This is a genomic window from Nannocystis exedens (genome assembly GCF_002343915.1).
Taxonomy (GTDB): domain Bacteria; phylum Myxococcota_A; class Polyangia; order Nannocystales; family Nannocystaceae; genus Nannocystis; species Nannocystis exedens.
Genome location: NZ_NETK01000001.1, coordinates 2,342,894 through 2,365,125, shown reverse-complemented (window position 1 = coordinate 2,365,125; position 22,232 = coordinate 2,342,894). Strand labels below are relative to the sequence as shown.

General features: G+C 70.3%; 19 protein-coding genes. 6 read left to right on the top strand and 13 right to left on the bottom strand.

All coding sequences use genetic code 11. The features are described 5' to 3' along the window. Positions 1-135: 135 nt before the first annotated feature. On the top strand, positions 136-1,005 hold the full coding sequence (locus tag NAEX_RS09215; RefSeq protein WP_096327131.1) for a sigma-70 family RNA polymerase sigma factor: 870 nt from the start codon (positions 136-138) through the stop codon (positions 1,003-1,005). Positions 1,006-1,610: 605 nt separating this feature from the next. On the opposite strand, the gene NAEX_RS09210 is transcribed toward NAEX_RS09215, so the two are convergent. Together NAEX_RS09210 and NAEX_RS09205 are read right to left on the bottom strand one after the other, a co-directional pair. Beyond that, the gene (locus tag NAEX_RS09210) at positions 1,611-2,069 is read right to left on the bottom strand and encodes a hypothetical protein (RefSeq protein ID WP_143141266.1); all 459 of its coding nucleotides are present in this window, start codon (positions 2,067-2,069) and stop codon (positions 1,611-1,613) included. A 334-nt stretch (positions 2,070-2,403) separates the two neighbouring features. After that, positions 2,404-2,685, bottom strand: a complete 282-nt coding sequence (locus NAEX_RS09205; RefSeq protein WP_100793431.1) for a hypothetical protein — start codon at positions 2,683-2,685, stop codon at positions 2,404-2,406. A gap of 126 nt (positions 2,686-2,811) precedes the next feature. Here NAEX_RS09205 and NAEX_RS09200 point away from each other — a divergent pair, with 126 nt between their 5' ends. Next, positions 2,812-4,254 carry an IS1380 family transposase gene (locus tag NAEX_RS09200; RefSeq protein ID WP_143825747.1) on the top strand — a complete coding sequence of 481 codons (1,443 nt, stop codon included), beginning with the start codon at positions 2,812-2,814 and terminating at the stop codon, positions 4,252-4,254. Between the two features lie 244 nt (positions 4,255-4,498). Here the strand turns inward: NAEX_RS09200 and NAEX_RS09195 are convergent, their stop codons facing one another. Beyond that, complete coding sequence (locus NAEX_RS09195) at positions 4,499-5,914, bottom strand: inorganic phosphate transporter (RefSeq protein WP_211302385.1); 1,416 nt, start codon at positions 5,912-5,914, stop codon at positions 4,499-4,501. A gap of 287 nt (positions 5,915-6,201) precedes the next feature. Here NAEX_RS09195 and NAEX_RS09190 point away from each other — a divergent pair, with 287 nt between their 5' ends. Next, positions 6,202-7,068: a hypothetical protein gene (locus tag NAEX_RS09190; RefSeq protein ID WP_096327128.1), complete on the top strand. Its 867-nt coding sequence runs from the start codon at positions 6,202-6,204 to the stop codon at positions 7,066-7,068. After that, positions 7,065-7,448 carry a hypothetical protein gene (locus NAEX_RS09185; protein ID WP_096327127.1) on the top strand — a complete coding sequence of 128 codons (384 nt, stop codon included), beginning with the start codon at positions 7,065-7,067 and terminating at the stop codon, positions 7,446-7,448. Before NAEX_RS09190 ends, NAEX_RS09185 begins: the two co-directional genes overlap by 4 nt. A gap of 91 nt (positions 7,449-7,539) precedes the next feature. On the opposite strand, the gene NAEX_RS09180 is transcribed toward NAEX_RS09185, so the two are convergent. The 5 genes from NAEX_RS09180 to NAEX_RS54435 all read right to left on the bottom strand — a co-directional run bounded on the left by NAEX_RS09180 (position 7,540) and on the right by NAEX_RS54435 (position 13,403). Next, positions 7,540-9,207 carry a hypothetical protein gene (locus NAEX_RS09180; protein WP_096327126.1) on the bottom strand — a complete coding sequence of 556 codons (1,668 nt, stop codon included), beginning with the start codon at positions 9,205-9,207 and terminating at the stop codon, positions 7,540-7,542. Between the two features lie 120 nt (positions 9,208-9,327). Further along, a complete protein-coding gene (locus NAEX_RS09175) occupies positions 9,328-10,557 on the bottom strand; it encodes an ABC transporter permease (protein WP_096327125.1) in 1,230 nt (409 codons plus the stop codon). Further along, positions 10,554-11,288 (bottom strand): ABC transporter ATP-binding protein, encoded by a 735-nt coding sequence (locus NAEX_RS09170; RefSeq protein WP_096327124.1) that lies wholly within the window; start codon positions 11,286-11,288, stop codon positions 10,554-10,556. Before NAEX_RS09170 ends, NAEX_RS09175 begins: the two co-directional genes overlap by 4 nt. A gap of 15 nt (positions 11,289-11,303) precedes the next feature. Beyond that, entirely contained in the window at positions 11,304-12,845 is a 1,542-nt protein-coding gene (locus NAEX_RS09165; protein WP_096327123.1) for an efflux RND transporter periplasmic adaptor subunit, read from the bottom strand. A 60-nt stretch (positions 12,846-12,905) separates the two neighbouring features. Further along, positions 12,906-13,403 carry a tyrosine-type recombinase/integrase gene (locus NAEX_RS54435; protein WP_211302384.1) on the bottom strand — a complete coding sequence of 166 codons (498 nt, stop codon included), beginning with the start codon at positions 13,401-13,403 and terminating at the stop codon, positions 12,906-12,908. Between NAEX_RS54435 and NAEX_RS49890 the strand changes: the two genes are divergently transcribed. Then, positions 13,311-14,033: a DDE-type integrase/transposase/recombinase gene (locus NAEX_RS49890; RefSeq protein ID WP_170135582.1), complete on the top strand. Its 723-nt coding sequence runs from the start codon at positions 13,311-13,313 to the stop codon at positions 14,031-14,033. The two genes, NAEX_RS54435 and NAEX_RS49890, sit on opposite strands and share 93 nt — an antisense overlap. Positions 14,034-14,541: 508 nt before the next feature. On the opposite strand, the gene NAEX_RS09155 is transcribed toward NAEX_RS49890, so the two are convergent. From NAEX_RS09155 to NAEX_RS09135, 5 genes are all read right to left on the bottom strand, one after another. Beyond that, positions 14,542-14,913 carry a hypothetical protein gene (locus tag NAEX_RS09155; protein WP_096327121.1) on the bottom strand — a complete coding sequence of 124 codons (372 nt, stop codon included), beginning with the start codon at positions 14,911-14,913 and terminating at the stop codon, positions 14,542-14,544. 859 nt (positions 14,914-15,772) lie between these two features. Beyond that, positions 15,773-18,052 (bottom strand): bifunctional SulP family inorganic anion transporter/carbonic anhydrase, encoded by a 2,280-nt coding sequence (locus NAEX_RS09150; RefSeq protein WP_096327120.1) that lies wholly within the window; start codon positions 18,050-18,052, stop codon positions 15,773-15,775. A 467-nt stretch (positions 18,053-18,519) separates the two neighbouring features. After that, the gene (locus NAEX_RS09145) at positions 18,520-19,422 is read right to left on the bottom strand and encodes a bestrophin family protein (RefSeq protein WP_096327119.1); all 903 of its coding nucleotides are present in this window, start codon (positions 19,420-19,422) and stop codon (positions 18,520-18,522) included. 349 nt (positions 19,423-19,771) lie between these two features. Next, on the bottom strand, positions 19,772-20,140 hold the full coding sequence (locus NAEX_RS54430) for a recombinase family protein (protein WP_096327118.1): 369 nt from the start codon (positions 20,138-20,140) through the stop codon (positions 19,772-19,774). 584 nt (positions 20,141-20,724) lie between these two features. Then, positions 20,725-21,090: a hypothetical protein gene (locus NAEX_RS09135; protein ID WP_096327117.1), complete on the bottom strand. Its 366-nt coding sequence runs from the start codon at positions 21,088-21,090 to the stop codon at positions 20,725-20,727. A 734-nt stretch (positions 21,091-21,824) separates the two neighbouring features. Between NAEX_RS09135 and NAEX_RS09130 the strand changes: the two genes are divergently transcribed. Next, positions 21,825-22,118: a hypothetical protein gene (locus NAEX_RS09130; RefSeq protein ID WP_096327116.1), complete on the top strand. Its 294-nt coding sequence runs from the start codon at positions 21,825-21,827 to the stop codon at positions 22,116-22,118. Positions 22,119-22,232: the final 114 nt, after the last annotated feature.

Sequence of the window (22,232 nt, the reverse complement as noted above, 5' to 3'; positions counted from 1 at the left end):
GTTGCGCGGGACGAGTCGGGAGCACGGCTGGCGACGCGCTGATGCGAGCGCGTCCACGCCGACGAGCCGCGCGCGGCGTGCGGGGCATCGCGGCTTTACGGCCCGGGGGCCGGGCAGTATCGTCGCGCCCGAGCGATGCGCGACGCGACCATCCTCGACGACGCGGCCGTGGGCGCGACGGAAGCCGGCTCCGATGTCTCCGCCGAGGCGCTGCTGGCCCGCCTGTACGCCGAGGGGCGCGCCGCCTGGCCCGACCTCGACGTGGCGCGCGCGGACTTCGTCGCCCACGCCGAGCGCCACGCGGCCGAGCTCGCGGCCCTGCACGCGGCCGACTTCTACCTCGCGTGCGCCTGCCACCTGCGCGTCGCGGGCGCGTCGGCGGCCCTCCAGGCCCGCCACGGCGCCGAGCTCGAGGCGGTGCTGAAGAGCCGCAACGTGCCGGCGGCCCAGCGCGACGACCTGCGCCAGGCGCTGTGGGAGAAGCTGCTGGTCGGCCGCCCGGGCGCGCCGGCGAAGATCGGGGACTACGCCGGCCGTGGCCCGCTCGGCGGGTGGTTGCGGGTCGCGGCGGTGCGGATGGCCCTCAACTTCCGCGAGCAGGCGCGCGCCGACCGGCTTGTGCCCGCGCCGGAGCTCGACGAGGCGCAGCACCCCGCGTCGCCCGACCCCGAGCTGTCGTTCCTCAAGTCGCAGTACCGCCGCGAGGTCGAGCAGGCGCTGCGCGACGCGCTGGCCGGCCTCGGCACCGACGAGCGCAACGTGCTGCGCCTGTACTTCCTCGACCGCCTGAGCATCGACCGGATCGCCGCGGTCTACGGCGTCCACCGGGCGACCGCGGCCCGCTGGGTCACGCGCGGCCGCGAGGCGCTGCTGCGCGAGACGCAGGCGCTGCTCGAGCGCCAGCTCAAGATCCGGCGCGAAGAGGTCGACAGCATCCTCGGCCTCGTGCGCAGCCAGCTCGAGCTGTCGATGAGCGGGCTGTTCCGCGGCGCGGGGCGCGAGTAGGCGCGGGGCATCGGAGCCGATCGAAGCGGGCCCGGGCGAGCCTGCGGTGGTAGGTCGCGCAGGCGGAGCGAGGTGGAACGAGGGAGCATGTCCTTGCGGACATGTGATCACGGGCCGCCGCGGGGCCGACGGTGATGAGTATGTCTCTTGGAACATGTGATCGCGGGCTGCTCGGCGGGGCAGCGAGGCCGCGGGGGGCGGCGGAAGATGGCTCTTCAGACATGGGATCGCGGGCTGCTCGGCGGGGCAGCGAGGCCGCGGGGGCGTGGCGGCACACGTCTTTCAGGACTCGTCAGCGCGGGCGACTCACCGGGCAGCGGGGTCTCGGGGCGCGGTGGGACGTGTCTTTTCAAGGACGTCATCGCGGGCTGCTCGGCGTCGCCGCCCGGGTCCCGGGGCCTGGCGAGGGGACATGTCTTCAAGCGCATGTCACGAGGCGCCCGGAGCCTCTCCAGAACCTCGCGAGCGGGGGGCCAGTGATTCGGGCTCGTGCGGGCCCCTCGCAGGGGCTGTCGCTCGCTGGACGGGTTAGCCCGAGACGCGCCCGGCGGGCGCGTGACCTGCGTGGCGAGACCGCGTGCGAGCCCGAATCACTGGCCCTCCGCTCAGCCGAGGAACTGACAGCCGCAGCCGCAGCTGTTGTAGAACGGGACCCACCCGATTTCGCAGATGAACAAGATCTGCTGGCACAGGTCCTGGCTGTGCGACACGAACGTGCGGCCCGGCTCGGCGCACAGGACCGGGCGGGGGAGCTCGGCGCACACGCCGGGGCAGGTCGGGCCGCCGGCGAACTGCTGGCAGTCGTCGTGCGGGTCGTCGATGCAGACCTGTCCTTCGGCGCAGCCGAGCCCGAGCGCCTCGCCGCACGGGACCGCCTCGCAGCGGCCGCGGCAGGCGGCGCGCAGCGGGTCGCAGTCGTCGTCGGGGTCGTCCTCGCACTGAGTCCCGAACGGGCACGGCGCGTCGCCCGGCGCGCCGCACGGCGGCGGCGGGGGCGGCGCGGCGACCAGATCGCAAGCTGTCCCGATGGCCAGGAGACCGGCCATGCCCGCGGCCAAGCACATGCGTCGCACCATCTCGCTCGCCCCCTCGGAGCCGCGGCAGGCGCGACGTCCTGCGGGAGAGTCTGAAACCAAGTCCGCGCCCGGCTACCGCGGGCGCCTCGCCGCTGTGCCGCGGACCACGCGGCGAGCCGCCGTGACCCCCTGCGCCCGGTCGATCGCGCGGTGCAGCGGCCGAGGCGTCCGCGGCGGGGCGGCGAGCAGGCGACGCGACGACGAGCGGCGGGGGCGTCGCCCGCTCGCGCGGTCGTCGAGGCGAGGACGAGCTCGAGATCACCGCGTCTCGCCGCAGGTCAGGCGGCCGGGCGGCCGACGCGAAGAGAGGCCGCGTCGCGCGTCACTCGGCGCGCACGTGCGTCGGTACGATGTAGGTCTCGTCCTCGTCGTCGAGCTTGATCGTCCAGCAGCCGGGGCGGGCCGCGACCAGCGTGAAGCGGGTCTTGGACGGCAGCTTGCCGTCGCCGAGGCGGTCCTGCTCGCAGCCGCTGTCGAAGAAGGGCGTCTCGCGGGTGAGGCGGTAGGTGCCGCCGACGTCGGCGTCGGGCGGCGTGGTCGACTTGTCGCAAGCGACAGCCGCGATGGCGAACACCGGCACGAGGAGCGAGGACCTGCTGCGCATCGAAGCGACCTCCGGGCGCGCATTGTAGCCGCTCGCCCGGGCGCGACGCCGCGCTAATCCGGATTTCTCACCACGGGAAGGAATTCCGGCCGCACTTCCCGAGTTCGAGCGGGTGTGAAACGATTGCTGACCACCCAGGGGTACGGCCGGAACACGACAAGGTGTATCCGCACCGAGTTCGATTTTCAACCGGCCGGGCGGAGGCGTGTCGAGGCCGCCTTCGACGCCGGGCGGGTCAGCTCGGACGGCGGCCTGCTGTTGCTGCGCGAGCTGACCAAGAGTTCAGGTGTGTTTCGGGACTTCGCGGCCTGCTTTCGGGACCACCGCGACCCGAGCCGGGTCGAGCACACCGTCGAGGAACTGCTCGCGCAGCGCGTGCTGGGCCTGCTGTGTGGTTACGAGGACCTGAACGACCACGACGTGCTCCGCGACGATGCCTTGCTCGCGCTGGCGATAGGCAAGGCCGATCCGACCGGCGAGCAGCGCAAGCGGGTGCGCGACCGGGGCCATGCGCTGGCGGGCAAGAGCACGCTGAACCGCCTGGAGCTGGCGAAGCCCACGGTGGCCGGCGACGAGCGCTACAAGAAGATCAGCTACGACGACCACGGGATTCAGCGCCTCTTCGTCGACACCTTCCTGGCCGCGCACGATCGGCCGCCCGCCGAGATCGTCCTCGATCTCGACGCGACGGACGACCCCGTACACGGCAAGCAGGAGGGTCGCTTCTTCCATGGCTTCTACGACAGCTACTGCTACCTGCCGCTGTACGTCTTCTGCGGCGACTTCATCCTTGGCGCCGCGCTGAACACCGCCGACAAGCAGCCAGTCAGCGGCGCGGTCGAGGAGCTCGAGAGGATCGTCAGTCAGATCCTCGCTCGCTGGCCGGCCGTCCGGATCATCGTGCGCGGCGATTCCGGCTTCTGCCGCGACGAGGTCATGCGCTGGTGCGAGGACAACGGCCTCTTCTTCGTCCTCGGCCTGCAGAAGAACTCGCGCCTGATCGCCGAGATCGAGGACGAGATGACGCAGGCCCGCACCACCTCCGAGCAGACCGGCAAGGAAGCACGCGTCTTCAAGGACTTTCGCTACGAGACCAACCGGACGTGGTCGCGAGAGCGCCGGGTGGTCGGCAAGGCCGAGTACACGACGGACAAGGAGAATCCGCGCTTCGTCGCCACCAACCTCTCGCATGACGAGTACGACGCGCGCTCGCTCTACGAGGACCTCTACTGCGCTCGCGGAGACATGGAGAACAGGATCAAGGAGCAGCAACTCGGCCTCTTCGCCGACCGCACCAGCGCCCACACGCTGCGCGCCAACCAGCTCCGCCTGTGGCTCTCGTCCGTCGCCTACATGATCCTCAACGAGCTCCGCCGACTCGCCCTCGCCGGCACCGAGCTCGCCCACGCCCAGGTCTCCACGATCCGCACGCGGCTGCTCAAGATCGGCGCCATCGTCACCGCCTCGGTCCGCAGGATCCGCGTCTCCCTAAGCTCAGTCTTCCCACTCCAGCACGTGTGGTGGCGCGTCCTCGAGAACCTCCACCGTCATCACGTCATGAGACGCTGACGGCCCTCGCCGTCCGTCACACAATGGTGCGCTGCGCTGCGCGCCGGGATTCGTCTGTCCTTAGGAGCATGTCTCTCAGAACGCGGAGCCGGCTTTGTAATCCCGCTTACAGCTCGTTCTCGCGCCAGCCCCAGGCGTAATGAGCGCGGCCTTGCGGCTCACGTCGATGACGTCCAACGACCTTCCGCCAAGCCGCCGAACAGCCGCTTGGCGGGCCCCAGCTATCCGTCGTGAGAAATCCGGACTAACAGAGCATCGCGCGGAACACGAGGAACAGGATCCCGGCCAGCAGCATCGACGCCGGCAGCGTCAGCACCCACGCCGACGCGATCTTCAGCACCGTGGCCGCCTGCAGCCCGGCGCGCTGGGCGACCATGGTGCCTGCGACCCCCGACGACAGCACGTGCGTGGTGCTGACCGGCAGCCCGAGGCCGGCGGAGATCCCGATCGTGCTCATCGCCACCAGCTCGGCCGAGGCGCCCTGCGCGTAGGTCAGGTGCTCCTTGCCGATCTTCTCGCCGACGGTCACGACGATCCGCTTCCAGCCGACCATGGTGCCGACGCCGAGCGACAGCGCGACGCAAAAAAGCACCCAGTTGGGCGCGTAGTCGGTCAGCTCGCGGAGGTCGGCGCGCGCTTCTTTGACCCGCTTGGCCTCGTCCTTGGGCAGCACCAGCGCGCCCGACTGGTCGAGCTTCTTGAGCGTCGAGTCGATCAGCAGCACGTCGCGGCGGACCGCGAAGCGCTGCTCCGCCGGCACCTCGTCGGGCCGGGCCGCGCTGCCGAGCGTCGCCTTGAGCGACTGCAGCTCGTCCTCGACCTCGTCGAGCTTCTTGCGCACGTCGGGGGCCGAGGTCGCGGCCGAGCCGAGCGCGTCGTGGATCGTCACCACCGCGGCGCTGGCCTCGCGCATCTGCGGCTCGCTCAGCGCCAGGTTGATGGCGAACCCGGCCGGCACGATGCCCATCAGGATCAGCATCACCAGGCCGACGCCCTTCTGGCCGTCGTTGGAGCCGTGGGCGAAGCTGACGCCGGTGCAGGTGAAGATGAGGATCCCGCGGATCCACGGGGGCGGCGGGCGCGAGCCGAGCGGCGCGCGGTACAGCTGCGGGTCGCGGACGAGGCGCTTCGCCAGCAGCAGCAGCAGCGCCGCCAGCGTGAAGCCGATCAGCGGCGACAGCAGCAGGGCCATGCCGACGTCGGTGACCTTGGCCCAGTTGACGCCGGCGCCGAACTCGTGGCCCGGCAGCATCGAGTTGGCGATCCCGACGCCCAGGATCGCGCCGATCATCGTGTGCGAGCTCGACGACGGCAGGCCGAAGTACCAGGTGCCGAGGTTCCACAGCGTCGCCGCCAGCAGCAGCGACAGGATCATCGCCAGCCCGAGGCCGACGCCGCTCGACACCAGCAGCTCGATCGGGAGCAGGTGGATGATGCTGAGCGCGACCGCGAGTCCGCCGACGAACACCCCGAGGAAGTTGCAGATCCCCGACAGGATGACCGCCGTCCACGGCCGCAGCGAGCGGGTGTAGATCACGGTCGCCACCGCGTTGGCGGTGTCGTGAAAGCCGTTGACGAACTCGAACCCGAACGCGATAAGGAGCGAGATGACGAGCAGGACTCCGGTCGTCGTCGTGAGTCCGTGGAACATCGCCTCCATGGGGGTTCTCCTCGGTCGAGGCCGCCAGCGGGCCGCCTCTGCGCCCGGAAATCTACGCGGGGTCGCGCGCTCTGTCAGTCACAGGAAGGCGGCAAAAAGGGGAGAGAACGTGACACCTTGGTGACAAGCGCGTGACACGACAGGCGAGCGGCGCCGCGCACGATGCGCGCCTGAGCGCTGCGTCGGGGTCGCCCGGCCTCCCCTTGCAGCCGCCTCGCCGTCCGGTCAAGCTCGAGAGCAGACGCCGTGGCGTCGCCGCATGACCGTTACGACCTGTCCTTAAGCTTATGTCCAAAAGAACATCTGTTACTTCCCGCCCGCTCCTGCTGGCGTGGCTGCTCGCCCTCGGCGGGTGCTTCGACGACTGCAGCAGTGACCCCTACGATCCCCAGCCCGGCCCGGGCGAGCTCGGCAACGGCGAGTTCCACTACCGCTGCATCGGCGAGGACGATCCCGCCTGTCCCGACGGCGAGTCGGTCGGCAACTTCCCCGCCCGCGTCGCCGTCGGCGGTCGCTTCGAGCTCGACTACACCTGGAACGAAGATCGCTCGCGGCCCCCACCCGACCTCCGCTCCGGCTCGGCGGAGCGCCTGGCGCTGAAGGGGGAGATCTTCACCGCCCTCGCCGCCGGCTACACCGCCGTGCTGGCGCTGCTGCCCGACAGCGCCATCGGCGATCTGATCCACATCCACGCGTCGACCCCGACCGAGGTCGCCATCCAGCACCAGCGCGTCGACTACACCGCCTACACGATGGCGGAGGGCAGCGAGCTGCAGTTCGACGCGATCACCCGCGACGACGACGACTACGTGCTCGCCGGCCTGCTCGACTTCACCTTCGAGGCCGCCGACGACGGCGTCGTCGAGGTGGTCGGCACCGGCAAGGGCCACGTGATCCTGCGCGCCCGCACGGCCGGCACCACGATCGTCCGCGCCAGCCTCGGTGAGCTCGCGGCCGAGCTCGCGGTCACCGTCGAGTCGGGCGAGGCCCCGCTCACCACCACCGGCACCGACAGCGACGCCACGACCGACGCGACGACCGACGCGACCACGGCCGAGACCACCGACGCGACGACCGACGCGAGCGGCACGACCGACGACACCGGCACGACCGACGCGACCGGCACGACCGACACGACGGGAGGTGCGCTGTGACCCGCCTCGCCTCTGCCTTCACCGCCGTGGCCACGGCCGCGCTGCTGGCCGCCTGCGGCCCTCGCTACCAGACGGTCACCTTCGAGCTGCGCAGCCAGCCGCCGGTGCCCGTGCGCCTGTCCGGCGAGGAGATCGAGATCCCCGCCGGCATCGCGGTCTCGGTCCACGTCACCATCGAGAGCAGCGCCCGCATCGAGTTCACCGACGAGGACGCGCTCTCGCTCGACAGCCAGGACCGCGACATCCTCCTCTCCGACGCGACCCCCGGCGCCCACAACTTCGTGCTCGTCGGCGTGGCCGTCGGCGAGACGTGCCTGGCCGTCGAGGTCGAGCACGAGGAAGAGGAGTGCATCCCGGTCCGCGTCGTCGCGGCCGAGTGAGCGCGGGCCGGGTAAGCATGTCCGTGAGGGCATGCTTTCAAGGGCATGCTCCGAAGGGCATGCCCGGAAACGCATGTCCCCCGGGACAGCCTCAGGGCTCGCCGCCCTGCAGCGCGGCCAGCCGCTTCTGCAGCGCGTCGGCCTCCTTGTCGCTCGGGATCAGCGCGAGCAGGGACGACTGGGCCTCGGTCTGGGCGGTCGAGACCAGGGCCGACAGCTCGCGCAGGTCCTCGGCGCTGACCTGGACGCCGTCGATGAAGCGCTGCGCGAGCACCAGGTCGACCTGCTGCAGGCGGCGCTGGTAGCCGGTGAACACCGCGAGGCGAGCGGCCGCGCGGGCGCCCGCGACCTCGACCAGGCGGCCCTGGAAGCCGACCTTGCCGAGCAGGGTGAACACGGTGCCGGCGCCGGCCAGCACGAGCGCCTGGAACGCGTCGTAGCCCTGGCGGAAGGTCAGCAGCAGGCCGGCCGAGATCGCGGTGACGCCGACGAGGAACACCACGATCCACATGCCGACCGAGATCCAGGTGGCCACGCCGTCGCCGAGGGCGATCCAGCGGATGTGCTCGCGCTGGCGGTCGTCGAGGTCGGCCACCACCTTGCGCCGGCTCTCGAGGTCCTGGTGGCGGATCTGCAGGCGGTCGAGCGCCACCGAGCCGCCGAGCTCGATCAGCAGCCGGCGCGCGGCTGACTCTCGGGTCATGTTGCCGCAGCGCAGCCCGGCCGCCAGGGTCTCGACCACCGCCCCGCGCTGCATGCTGCGCAGCGCCGACGCCAGCTTGTCGTCGCGGTCGGCGCTGGCGGTGGCGACGTCGAGGATCCGCTCGACCGCGCGCGGGGTGGTCAGCAGCAGCTCGAGCGCGCCGGCGGCCTCGAACGCGACGCCGGGGCTGGCGCTGTCGAGCTCCGCCATCAGCAGGTCGGTCTGGGCGATGCCGAGGCGGCCGATCGCCCGCACCGCCAGGCCGACCATGTCGTAGTACTCGCGCCGCCGCCGGTTGGTGACGACGAAGCGCGCCAGCGTGTGCGACGCCTCGGCCGCCCGCGACGTGCCGCCGAAGCGCGCCATCACCGACACCGCGTCCCAGGTGTACGAGGCGAACGGGGCGGCGTCGACGATCGCCTGCACGCGGTCGAACGCCTGCGCCAGCGGCGTGGCCCGCAGCGCCCGCAGCGCCGCGCTCTGGGCGTGCGTCGGGTCGACTGGCCCTTCGACCAGGTAGCGATTGCCCGCCGGCACCGGCTGCGGCGCGCCGTCGATGCACCAGAGCAGCGCCGCGACCGCGTCGCGGTCCTCGTGGTCGGCCGCGAGCAGCGCCCAGCCGAGGCAGCGCAGCTGCAGGCGCTCGCCGGTGTCCTCGGCCAGCGCGCGCGCGCGCGTCAGGGTCCACGCGTGGTGCTCCTTGCGCTCGTTGGCGGTCACCAGCGTCCAGTAGCGGACCCACCGGTTGGGCTCGCGGGCGCGGTCGGTGGCCAGGTCCATCAGCGCGCGGGCCTCGGCGTCGTCGCCGGCGACCACGACCAGCGCCGACATCTGCCACGAGCGGGTCCACGAGCCGGGGTGCTCCTCGTCGTCGACGCGCCCCCCCGAGTCGGCCGAGAGGATCTTGACCAGCGCCGCGCGCAGCGAGAACGCCGCCGGCGAGCCCTGCGACACCAGCACGCGCAGGTGGTCGAGCAGGTGCTCGCGGGCCTGCTCGCCGCCGTCGGCGAGCACCTGCAACATCTGATCGAGGTCGGTCGGCGGGGCGACGGGCATCGACTCCGACTATACCCGACGCCCGCACGCCACGCCCGCGCCGGCCCCGCCGCGACGCCGGGCGGGGCAGGCACGTTTTCGCACGATGCCCCGGAGGACATGCCCGATCGGACAGGCGAGCTACTCGTAGCGGAGCGCCTGGATCGGGTCGAGGCGCGAGGCCTTGTGCGCGGGGTAGAGGCCGAAGCCGACGCCGACCAGCGCGCTGCTGCCGAGGGCGAGGGCGACGATCTGCGGGTCGATCTTGGTCGCCCAGCCGAACTCGTTCGACAGGTAGGTGGCGACGCCGAAGCCGAGCGCGACGCCGAGGAGGCCGCCGACCGAGGCCAGCACCACCGCCTCGATCACGAACTGGACCAGGATGTCGCCCGGGCGGGCGCCGATCGCCATGCGCAGGCCGATCTCCCGCGTCCGCTCGGTCACGCTGACCAGCATGATGTTCATGATGCCGATGCCGCCGACCAGCAGGCTGACGAGGGCGATGCCGGCGAGCAGGCGGGTCATCGTCTCGGTGCCCTCCTGGCGGGCGCTGGCCGCCTCGGCCAGGCTGCTGACGGTGAAGTCGTCGGGCTCGTCGTCGCGGAGCTTGTGGCGGGCGCGCAGGAGCGCCGTGATCTCGGCCTGGGCCCGGCGGGTGTCGTCGGGCGTGGCGGCGCCGACGTAGATGCTGCCGCCGAGGTACTGCCGCAGGCCGCCCTGGACCTTGGCCGCGAACGTGCCGGCCGGCACCATCACCACGTCGTCGGCGTCCATGCCGTTGGCCGACTGGCCCTTGCGCGCGAGCACGCCGATGACCTCGAACGGCACGTTGTTGATCCGCACCGTCGCGCCGACGGCGTCGGCCGGGTTGCCGAACAGGTTGTCGACGACGGTCCCGCCGAGCACCGCGACCTTGGCCTTGGTGGTGACGTCCTGCTCGTTGAAGGGCCCGCCGTACTGGAAGGTCCAGTTGCGGATCTCGAAGTACTCCGGCGTGGTGCCCTCGGCCGAGGTCGTCCAGTTCTTGCCCTCGCCGAGGATCTGCACGTTCTGGCGCAGGCTCGGCGCGACCTTGGTGACGTAGAGCGTCTCCTTGCGGATCGCGTCGACGTCGGTCCACAGCAGCGTCGGCTGCGAGCCGGCCCCGCCGCGCACGCCGCTGGTCTGCGCCGAGCCGGAGCGGATCACCAGCAGGTTGGTGCCCATCTTGTCGAACGCCCGCTGGACCTCGGCCTTGGCGCCCTCGCCGATCGCCACCATCGCGATCACGGAGCCGACGCCGATGATGATGCCGAGCACCGTCAAGAACGAGCGCATCTTGTTGAGCAAGAGCGCCAGCACGGCCACGCGGAACGTGCTGAAGAGGTTCATTCCCCCTCCTTCAAGTTGGCCAGCGCCTCGCGGGCGTCGACCGGCGTCTGCGTGACGTCGGACAGCACCTTGCCGTCGCGCATCATCACGACGCGGCTGGTGAACTCGGCGATGTCGGGCTCGTGGGTGACGAGGACGATGGTGATGCCCGAGCGGCCGAGCTCCTGGAACAGCGCCATGATCTCGATGCTCGTGCGCGAGTCGAGGTTGCCGGTCGGCTCGTCGGCGAGGATGACCTTGGGCCGGTTGACGATCGCGCGGGCGATGGCGACGCGCTGCTGCTGGCCGCCCGAGAGCTGGGCCGGCGTGTGGTCGAGCCGCTTGCCGAGCCCGACCTTCTCGAGCGCGGCGATCGCCCGCTCGCGCCGATCGGCCGCGCCGACGCCGGCGTACACCATCGGCAGCTCGACGTTCTCCTGCGCGCTGGTGCGGGCCAGCAGGTTGAAGCTCTGGAACACGAAGCCGAGCACCTTGTTGCGCACGGTGGCCAGGTCGCCGCGCCCGAGCTTCGACACCTCGCGGCCGGCCAGCTTGTAGCTGCCGGACGTCGGGCGGTCGAGGCAGCCGAGGATGTTCATCATCGTCGACTTGCCGGAGCCCGAGGTGCCCATGATGCTGACGAACTCGCCCGGCCGCACCGCCAGCGACACGCCGCGCAGCGCCCGGACCTCGACGTCCTCCATCTTGTAGGTCTTGACCAAATCGGTGGCCTCGAGGATCGGCTCGGTCATCGTCGCGCTCCTCGTTCAGAACCCGCCGCGACGACCGCCGCCGCCGCCGCCACGGCCGCCGCCGCCGCCCATCGGGTTGAACGGCGACGCCGAGGCGGCCTTCGTCACCGGCTCGCCCCCGGTCGCGCCGACGATCACCTGCATCCCCTCGGCCAGCTCGCCGCCGACGATCTCCGTCATCGAGCCGTCGGTGATCCCGATCTGGACCTGCACCGGCTTCGGCTGGCCGTCGACCAGCACCCACACGGTGCGGTTGTTGGCGAGCTCGGAGCTCTGGCCCCGCCGCCGCCGCCGCTCGCCTTTCTCCGCCCTGGCGTCGCCGGGGCCGGCCTCGGCGGCCTTGCCTTCGATCGGGCCGGCGTCGGGGGCCTTGCTGTCGGCCGCCTTGGTGTCGGTCTTCGCCTCGGCCTTCGCGTCCGCCGCGACGCTCCTGCTGTCCGCGGCCTCGGCCTTCGCGTCGACGGCGGCGAGCTTGGGGTCCTCGGCCTTGGCCTCCTCGAGCTTGGTCTCGTCGAGCTCCTCGCTGCGCTTGCCGCCGCGCCTGCCGCCGCGCTCGCCCTCGGGCTTGGGGGCCAGCGCGGCGATCTTCGGGTCGGACGGCGTGAAGCGGAGGGCCGCGTTGGGGACAGCCAGCGCGTCGCGGCGCTCGTCGACGATGAACGTCACGCTCGCGGTCATGCCCGGGCGCAGCTTGAGCTCGTCGTTGTCGACGCGGACCACCGCGTCGTAGGTGACCACGTTCTGCAGCGTCAGCGGCGAGTTGCGGATCTGCGCCACCGTGCCGAAGAAGCGCTCGTTGGGGTAGGCGTCGACGGTGAAGCGGACCTTCATGTCCTGCTTGAGCGCGCCGACGTCGGACTCGGCCACGTTGGTGTGGACCTCCATCGCCCGCAGGTCCTCGGCGATCGAGAACAGCTGCGGCGCCGACAGCGAGGCCGCGACCGTCTGCCCGACCGACACGTCGCGCGAGATCACGACCCCGTCGATCGGCGACAGGATGGTGGTGTAGAGCAGGTTGACTTCGGCGGTGTCGATCGCGGCCTTGGCCACCGCCAGGGCCGCCTGCGCCGACTCCACGCTGGCCTTGGCGACCTTGTAGGCCGCGTCCGCGGCGTCGACCTCGGCCTGCGGCGCGACCTTGTCGGCGAACAGCTGCTTCGCGCGCTCGAGGTTGATGCGCGCGTTCTCGCGGTCGGCGATCGCCCGCGTCACCGCCGCCTGCGACGACTTGTAGCTCGCCTTCGTCTTCATCAGGTCCGACTGGAACAGGCTCGGGTCGATGCGGGCGATCACGTCGCCCTTCTTCACCTCCGAGTTGAAGTCGGCGTACAGCTCGACGATCCGCCCTGACACCTGGCTGCCCACCGCCACCGTCTTGACCGGCGACAGCGTGCCGCTCGCCGTGACCGTCGCCGTCAGCCGCGTGCGCTCGACCGGCTGCGTCCGATACTCGATCTTCGGCGCCTCGGCGACGGCGAAGCGCTGATAAGCATAATAACCACCCGCGCCGAGGAGCACGACGGTCAGGAGCGGCGCCAGGAAGCGAGGCAGAGCCATGCGTTCGTTGCACGTACCTAGCAAACGGCCATGACGCGAGCAACGGGACTCGGCGCGGAATTACCGCCGGTTTACGTCGCGTTTACAGGTGTCTCTCTTCGGAAGGGCAGCTACCCTACCGCTGGCGAGCTTTGGCGAGGATGTGCACTTCCGCGCCAGAGGGCTTCGCCAGTATTTCTCCGAACGCAGTTGCGTCGTGGTCGAAATGAAGTCGGCCAACCTCGAGCTGACCATGCCCGTCGCTTCCACATCGTCGTGGAGGTACTCCTGCAAGATCCGGAAGTCCGCGTGCCCCGTGATCTGCCGGATGACGTCGAGGGGGACCCCGGCCGGGCTCATTTGCTGGATTGCTCCGTGCCGCAGCGCGTGTGGGCCCGTCTTCATGCGGATGCCGACCTTGCGGTAAAGGCGTCTGCAAATACCCTCGACGTACGCGTCGGCGACGAGCGTAACCGGGCACTTGGGATGTACTGCCTCGGCTGGCCTGGCCGCCTCGATCGCTGGCAGCGCGGCCCTTCGAAGAAGGGCACGGGCTTCCAGCAGCCTGACGGCCCGCACCGCCACTGGCACGTCGACATCGCCTACATCAACCTCGCCGGCACGTTCTACTACCTGTGCAGCGTGCTCGACGGCTACAGCCGTTACATCGTCCACTGGGACCTCCGCGAGCCGATGACCGAGCGCGACGTCGAGTGCATCCTGCAGCGCGCCCGGGAGCTGTTCCCCGGGGCGCGGCCCCGCATCGTCACCGACAACGGCCCCCAGTTCATCGCCCGCGATTTCAAGGAGTTCATCCGCGTCGCCGGCATGACCCACGTCCGGATCTCACCCGGCTACCCGCAGTCCAACGGCAAGCTCGAACGCTGGCACAAAACGTTCAAGTCCACGGCCTTACGGCCCGCAGCGCCATCGACGATCGACGAGGCCCGTCGCGTCACCGCCGACTTCGTCGAGCACTACAACGCCCGCCGCCTCCACAGTGCCATCGGCTACATTGCGCCGGTCGACAAGCTCGCTGCCGCGAAGCTGCGATCTTCGTCGAACGCGACCGCAAACTCGAGGCCGCTCGAGAGCTCCGCCGTCAACGCCGAGAACTTGCTCGCCGACACCAAACCCACCATCATCCCAACCAGACCTGCCCACCCGCAAGTCCGTAAGCCGCACCTCCCTCGGTTGCATTCACGCTGAGCCAATACAGATCATGGCGAGCAGCTTGGGCTTGTTCCTCAGCACGAACTCTCGGACCACGGCGCGCATCTCCTCAAGCCTTTCCTCGTCCGGACTCGGCCCCGCGAGTTCGCTGGCCGCCTGTTCCGTCCACTCGACAAGGAGCACCTCAGGTGGGCGGCGAGCGGCGGTGAGGCTACAGCGTCGGCAAGAACCCCAATGTCTGCGCCCGAGCGAGGAGGGAGCGCCGGGCGGGTACGCTCGATGCGGTTCCCGTGCTGGCTCCTCCATGCCCCGCCCGGGCGACCGCGGGGCGCGCCGGGAGCCGCGGGGGTCACAGTCGAGCCAAGGTGCCTGTCGACCAGGAGCGCGGGTGACGAGGCGGGGCCCGCGACGGGACGGCGTGACCGACACCTCACGCCGTTCGGTCACCCGCTCCACGTCGCGCGACGTCACCGTCACGCTCATCCGCGCGTCGCGGTCGCGCGCGCGGTCGCCAGACCCGACCGCCGCCACCTCGCGCGCGCGCTCAAGGACTTTCCTCGAGGAGGAAGCCGTACTGGCGCACGGCCTCCTCGATGTTCGGGTCCAGGAGGCACTGCACGTGCACCGGCCGCTCGGTCACGCGCGCCGTGGTGATGAAGTCCCAGGTCACCGCGCCCTGGAGCGGCACGATCAGCCGCCTTCCGACCGGACCCGATGGAGCCTCGATCTTCAGCAGGAGCGACGCCTTGCCCCGGTCGCCCCGCATGTGCCCGAAGTCCTTGATGACCGCGACGTAGCGTTGCCCCTCGCTACGGACGCGCTCGTATGCCTTCTTCTCGCCGCTTGCGAGGCCGAAGACCACGCCTCCCGCGAGGGCGGCGACGAGCACGAGGAAAACGGTCATGGTCATGGCCATCGGCACAGCCTACACGAACCGCGCCGCGGAGACTTCGGGCCCATGCGATCCGGTGCTTGATGCCGCGCCTGAGTTCGACGGGCTCGGCGCGACCTTCCGGGTCCACCGCTCCACGGCCGCGCGGCGGCTGGCCAAGATCCGCGGCGACCTCGAGGCGGGCACCCTGAAGCTGCATCGGGAGCGCCTGGGCCTCGGCGAGGGGATGCCGCGAGCCTGGCCCGGCTGTTCCAGTCGCGGCTCGAGTCGTCGCTCCCGAGCGCGGTGCCGACCTCGCCGCGACCGCCGCGAAGCACACCTCCGCGCCCGTCGTCAGCAGGCGGTCCGTGCATGGGCAGCCATGATGCCTGTAAACCTGGGCGTACACCACCTCACGTCGCGGGCGTGCAGCCAGCACCACGGCCGGTGCCGCAGCGGGCGCTGCAGGTAGTGGGGCCGGTACCGATGGGTAGTTGACCGCTACGGTCGCGTCGGGAACGGGAGCCGGCCCCGACGCCTGCGCGGCGGATGCTTGCACCGCCTTGGTTCCCGCATCGACCGCAAGCACGCATACCGCGAACACGCCGACCACAGCAGCGCCGAGGACGCCGATCACGATCAGGATAAGCTGGCTGACCGTGACTCCGTGCCTGGGTTGGATGATGATCTGTTGAACTGGCGCCGGCATCGGGCCCGGCGGTGGCGGCCAGGTCGTCGTGGTGGTGGAGCTTGAAAAGGTCGAGCATGATGGACCATAGGACGACGAAGGCACCTGTCCAAGCCATGCAACACGGCGAGCGCCCGGGCGAGGATCGATATCCAGCTGCGTTGCTGGTAGAGGACCGACGGTTCCGGCCAGCCGGCCATCCGATCTTGGATCCAGTCATGCAAGATCAACACGCTCGACATCCGCTGCGAGATCGGATGCAGACAAGGGAGTGGCCCCGACGAGCGCCACGAACTGCTCTGAATCGTCGTCCCATGCGGAGAGCGCCCCCACGCCGATATCGTAATACCAGCCGTGCAGCTGCAGCTGTCCGGCGGCCAGCCGCTCGCGCACGATGGGGTAGGTCCGGAGATGTTCGAGCTGGAGCACGACGTTGGCCATAGCGGCGTCGGCCGGCGTCGCGTCGGCCGGCAGCCGGGCGAGCAGCGCTGCGGCCGGGCGGAGCCATTCGGCGACCGAGGGCATCCCTGCCGCCAGGTCGCGTGTCAGCAGCGCCGTCATCGCGCCGCACCCGGAGTGCCCGCACACGACTATCTCGGTGATGCGCAGGCGCGTCAGCGCGTACTCGACGGCGGCGCCCTCCGCGGGCATGGCGGCGTCGCCGGACGGCGGTACGATGTTGCCGAGGTTGCGCACCTGGAGCAGCTCGCCGGGGTCCGTCGAGGTGAGCAGCGTCGGGACGACCCGGCTGTCGGCGCAGCTGATGAACAGGGTGTGGGGGTCCTGCGCCTTCGCTAGCCGCTCGATCAGCAGGCGGCGCCGCCGGCCAGGGCTCTGCTGGAACCGCTGCGCGCCGGCGATCAGGCGCTCGATCGGTCGGGTCACGTGATCCGGGCTGAGCAGACGCAGCACGTCGGTCTCGGTGGCGGCCATGCGCGCGGCGATACGACCGCCCGGGTCGGCCGCGACGAGCTGTGCGACGTGCGTCTCCGCCAGGCCGACGATAGCGATCGTCCTTCCGCGCGTATCGATGTCGGTGAACAACCGCGCGAGCATCGCCGCGCCCGAGGGGTCCAGCGCGGTCACCTCGTGCAGCTCGAAGATAACCGCGCCGCGGGCCGGAAGCAGCTCGACCTCGGCCCGCAGCGCTTCGATGTACAGGGACGACTGACGCGTGATCGATCCGCGAAGAACGACACGAGCGGTGTCGGGCTGGTCGGCGGGTTCGACCGCCACCTTGATCTGGACGATCCGGACCACCGCGATCGCGAACGCCGCTCCGAAGCCCGTCCGCACGTCGAACAGCAGGTCGCCGAGCACGAGCGCCGCGAAGGTGACGCCACAGATCGCGGCGTCGGTCCGTGACGCCCGCAATAGCCCGAGGAACTCGCGCGGGTTCAGCATCCGCAGCGCGACGGCGACGAGGACGCCCGCGAGCGCGGCGAGCGGGATCCGGCCGAGCACCGGCCCGAGCACAAGGACGGTCGCGAGCAGGGCGACGGACTGTACAAGGGCGGCCCGGCGAGTCCTGGCGCCGGCCTGGACGTTGAGGGCCGTGCGCGAGATGGCCCCGCTGATCGGGAGGCCGCCGGAGAGCGCGGCGGCGAGGTTGCCGAGTCCCTGCCCGATCAACTCCTGGTCGGGGTCGTGACGTGCGACGGGAACCCGCGGGTCGACCGCCGCCGACAAGAACAGCGTCTCGACCGACGCCAGGGCGTAGAGCATGAGCGACGCGGTGAGCAGCGAGAGGAGGCCCTCGACCGGGAATGTGGGTAATTGCGACGCGAGGAGCGACGGCGGGAGTGCGCCTAGCGTCGGCGAGTCCAGGTGCAGGATCGCCGCGAGCAGCGTCGGTATGGCCACGGCCACGAACACTGCGGGCGCTTGCGGCAGCCACCAGGGTAGCAAGAGCGTGACCGCCGCAGCCGCAGCGCTGAGCGCGATCGCCGACGCCTCCGCGTCGCCGACGTATTGACCGATGTGTCGCACGACATCCACGATATGCGACGCATGGGGCGGCGGCAGGCCGAGCGCGCGTGGTAGCTGCGCGACCACGACGAGCGCGCCGATGCCTGCCGTCAATCCCAGGACGACGGGGACGGGCACGAACCAGATGAAGCGTCCGAGTCGGAATACGCCGGTGACGAGCTGCAGCACGCCGCACACGCACACGACGAGCATCAGCCCGCTGATGCCGTGCGTCTCGACGATCGCGGCGGTCAGCACGGTCATCGCGACGGCCGGACCGCTGATGGCGAGGGGCATGCCGCCGAACAGGGCGCAGACGACCCCGGCGACGATCGCGGTGACGAGCCCGGCGCCCGGCGTGACACCCGACGCCAGCGCGATCGCCAGCGACAGCGGCACCGCGGCGCATGCGACGGTCACGCCGGCGATCAGGTCGGCGCGGAGGTGGTCGCGCGAGACCAGCGGGCGCCACTCGTGTCTCAGCAGGCTGCGCAGTCCCAGGTCCCAGCGGGGACGCAAGCGTTTCATCGCGGGCTCCTCCGGGTCATAGTGGTCCTCTGGACATGAACATGCGAGCGTCGCCGTCGTGACCGTCGTCGTGCCCGGGGTCTGCGATGTCGCCTACCGGCCGGGATCGCGGTGATGCTGCCCCGGCGTGACGCTCATGGGCTTGCCGCCGTCGGTTCGACCGCTCGGGCAGCGGGCCAAATGGGGCAGGACTTGCGCCCGCGATCGGTATCCACCCCACGAGGCCGAGGCCGTCCTTCGTGTTCGGGCTGGGAGACATGCTGAACTCGTTCATGCCGTCGGTGGTTCGAGCACGATCTGTGGGTGAGGTCGAACGCGGCCCGGTGAATGATCCGGAGCGTTGGGAGATGTCGTGCCCGGTGGGGCGGCAGAGGCCGAACCGTGCGGAGCGGCGCAGCGAGCGCGCGCGAGCGACCGCCGCCATTCTCGTCGCGGGGCACGGCTCGTTCCTGGTTCGCACGTCAGGGTCATACACCGGCGCGTTCGTCGTCCGCGAGCAGCGTCATCAAATCGGCCTCGATCGCGCTGCAAATCGCTCGCAGCGGCAGGTGGCTCGCCCGCCCGGTGTCGAAGGGGTTCTCGAGCTCGTGTCCGATCTGATCGATGGCGAACAGGAGATACGCGACCAGCATCGTGATGAGCGGCGTCACCCACACCTGCGAGGTCTCGAGCGCGAGCGGCAAGCCGAGCAAATAGAGGAAGATGAACCTTCGGAGCTTGATGCTATGCACGCGTGGGAGCGCGGTCCGCAGGATCCGTTCGCAACTGCCGATGTGCTCGATGAGCGCCGCGCGCTCGCGGTCGATCACCAACAGGTCGAAGCCGTCGAGGCCGCCTTGCTCCCGAGCCTGGCGCAGTAGGCGGGCGAGCCGGCCGACGACGCGGCTCGGCATGTGTCGGGCGGCGAGTAGTTCGCGGGCGGCCGGAGGATCGCCCAGCACCCGCGTGAGCGCCTCTGCGTCGTCCTCGCCGGTGAGGGTCTGACGGGCAGCGTGACAGAAGACCGCGGACCAGCGGACGAACTGCTGGCGCCAGACGCGGTCCCTGGGCCCGTACTCCACGGCGCTGATAGCGAGGCTGCGCGACTGATTGACGATCCCGCCCCACAGCTTCCGCGCCTCCCACCAGCGCTCGTATCCGGTGCTGGTGCGCAGCGTGAGGAGCAGCGCGAAGAACCCGCCCGCATAGCCGAGATGGACCGGATCGGCGCCCTCCCAGGGGGACCACAGGTGCAGGAGCGAGACGAAGCACGCGTAGACGCCGAACAGCGCGGTCCTCGGCAGGACCTTCGCCATGACCGCGCCTCGCCAGGCGAGCGCGTCCTGCCAGAACGTGAGGCTCTCCGTCGGATTGGGCTGGGCTTTCGGCACGAGGAGCGACTCCGGCGACGAGAGCGGACGGGGGAACGATTGAACGACCACGTGTTCGGCTCCGAGTGTGGCCGAGCAATCATTCGCGTCCAGTGCCGACGCCGACCGCCGCCTGCGTCACGGTCTGGGTCGTACAGGGAACCCTCGTGTTCTCAGACACTTGCAACACCAAGCCGGAGTCGGGCTTGGAAACGGTTCTCGGCTTTGCGCGGAATCGAGCGGTCTTTGTCTGCCGCGCGTCGGCCGCTGCCCCGAAAGCAGCACGACGCGGGCGCACGAACGTTTGCCGCTGGGGACATCCTGTCCCTGAGCGCGGGCCATGGTCGCGCCCGCCTCCTGTTCGAATCCATCACCGCGGTCGCCGCCGATCTCGATCACGACGCCCGGCCTCAACAACTTCCGCCAGAACGACCCGCCGCGAGCTGCGCTTCCACATCGGCCAGTTGGTCTTGCCGGTGTCGCCCTGCATCCACTTCGGGTCGCGAGCGAACTTGTCTCGCTTGGCAGCGACCAGCGCACCCGCTTTGTGGGCACGCAAGGCGGCGATGGCAGCTTGAAGGCCCGGTCGCTCGGCCCAGGGGGTCGCGCCAGAGACGTCCTTGTCCTCGAAGACGGCGACAATGAAGAGCTCTTTGGATGCCGCCCATCGAGCAGGCTCATGCCGCTGTCCTTCAAGTCCAGCGACTTGCTCTTCCGTGCTGACCCGGAGATATGCGATGGCCTTGGCTGGGTCGCCTTTTCGTGCGGCGTTGGCTCATGTGATCGCAGCGTCAGGCCCTGATGTCGGCGGAAATGGGGTACACAGTCGCTCGGGCCTCCACAGGTCCGTGTCGCGCATGATAATAGGGCGGGCCAGGCGGACTAGCCAATGGAACCAGCAAACACTTTCATGCGGTCTGGCGCAGGAGCCGCTCGTAGGTGGCGTTGGTGACCGAACAACACGGCGCGGCGTACGGCGCCGCCGGGATGCCCGGCCACGGCGCGACCGAGCGCGGGGGCGTCAGCAGGAGCGTGCCGCGGCGAGGTCGAGCTGGCGCTCGGCGGCGAGGTCGGTCTCGATCCCCACGCGTGCGGGCACACGCGGGACGAAATCAAGCCTTCACCCGCGATTTGTTCGCTCCGGTCGCGCCGTCGGTCGTCGTCTCGACCGGCGAGACTCGGCCCGCGGGCCCACGAGCCGATCAGCGGAGAAGTTGCCAGGTCCGCACGCCGCCGCCGCCGTCGACCTCCCAGCGCCACGCCAGGAGCCCCGTCAGCCCAGGAAGCTCGTGTGCGGAGGTGAGCCGCGCGCACCACGACAAATTACTCCTCGCGCAAGCCCGCCGCGATCGCGGCCTCGCGGAGGCGGGTCTGCTCCTCAGCCGTCCCGCGGTCCCAGCCGTCCGCGGAGAGCACAGCACCGTCGATGGCGCCGCAGAAGATGCTGTAATCGATGTCGATCGCCCCGGAGACTGCGGCATTCCAGGTCCGGTCCTTCGCCGCCTCCCAGCAGAACCACACGTCAACGCCATCTCGAACGCGGACAACGCCAGTGCTGGCGGCCACATCGAGGTCGTCGAGCTCGGTGTGCAGAGCCGCCTCTCGGGCGGCCTGGAGCGCTGCATCTCGAAGAGCGCGCGAGGCGGCATCAGCGATACGCGGGTCGCTGCTCTCCAGGCGGGCAAGCACGGACTCGTCATCGATGGTGATGTCGTCGCGCTCGACGGCGCGGGTAGCTCGGGCGTTGACGGTGCCTTCGATTGTCTGACGCCCATCGTCCTGCTCGGCGCGGATGGTTGTGGTGACGGGGATACGATTGGTGTCATCGTGCCCCGATGGTACCGTCGCGGGCGGCGGCCGACCGGGCTCCGCGAGTGCCGGCGCGTCCGGGGCGCTCGCGGCAGATTCGCCCGGGCTGTTTTCGGGCGCTCCGGGTTCGGCGCAAGCCGCGAGCGTTGATCACCCTGATCGCAGCTCAGCCCATCGGGGCGCGCGGCCCCCAGGAGGGAGATCCGGGCGGTCGCCGAGGGGCCCACACCTCGCCGTCGCCAGTCCGTCGGGGCGGTCTGTTCCATGATCCGCACGACTCCCCGCTCGCGTGTCGGTGGGGCGACAAATCTTGGCAAGGTCTGGCGAGCAATGCTCGAGGCGTCGGAGTATGATGACATCGAAATGAGGTTTCGCCGCGGGCTTGGTCGACCGAACGGCGATTCAGGATACGGCAGGTTGCCGGCCGTGTCATCCATAGTCAAGTTGTATGGTTTCCATGGACCTGGAGCACCGATCCCCGGCGTCCGCCGCCGCGACCCGCGGGACACCCAATAGAATAGCTTGATTTACGAACCGCCCGATTCTCGAGCGATTCGTTTCGCGACAAAAGGTCGCTTGTGTGCCATCGAGAGAAATTGAAGGAGGATAATTGTATGCGCTTTACTCAATCATTCGCTCTGGTCGCCGTCGTTCTGTCCTTCGGCGCGACCCTGTTCGACGCGCGTTTCGCCCAGGCGGCCCCCTGCTGCAGCGCCCCGGTGTGCATGGAGGATCCGGACGCCTGCAAGATCTGCCGGGACTGCGTGTACGAGGAGGAGGCCGTGAGCTCCTCCGTCGAGGAATCCGGGTACGACGAGGCCGCGGGGATCTGCTACGCGCCCGTGGATGCGGAGCTGACTGTCACCGAGGACGGCGTCGACCACGAGCAGGGCTCCGACTGCCAGTGAGCGCAGGCCGTTGACCTGGCCCGCCCTGGGCCCGGTCCGGCTCCCGACCCGGCGAGAGTCGGGTCGGGGGTTCAGGAGCGTCGGGCGAGCGAGGCGCCCGGATGACGGTCGCGG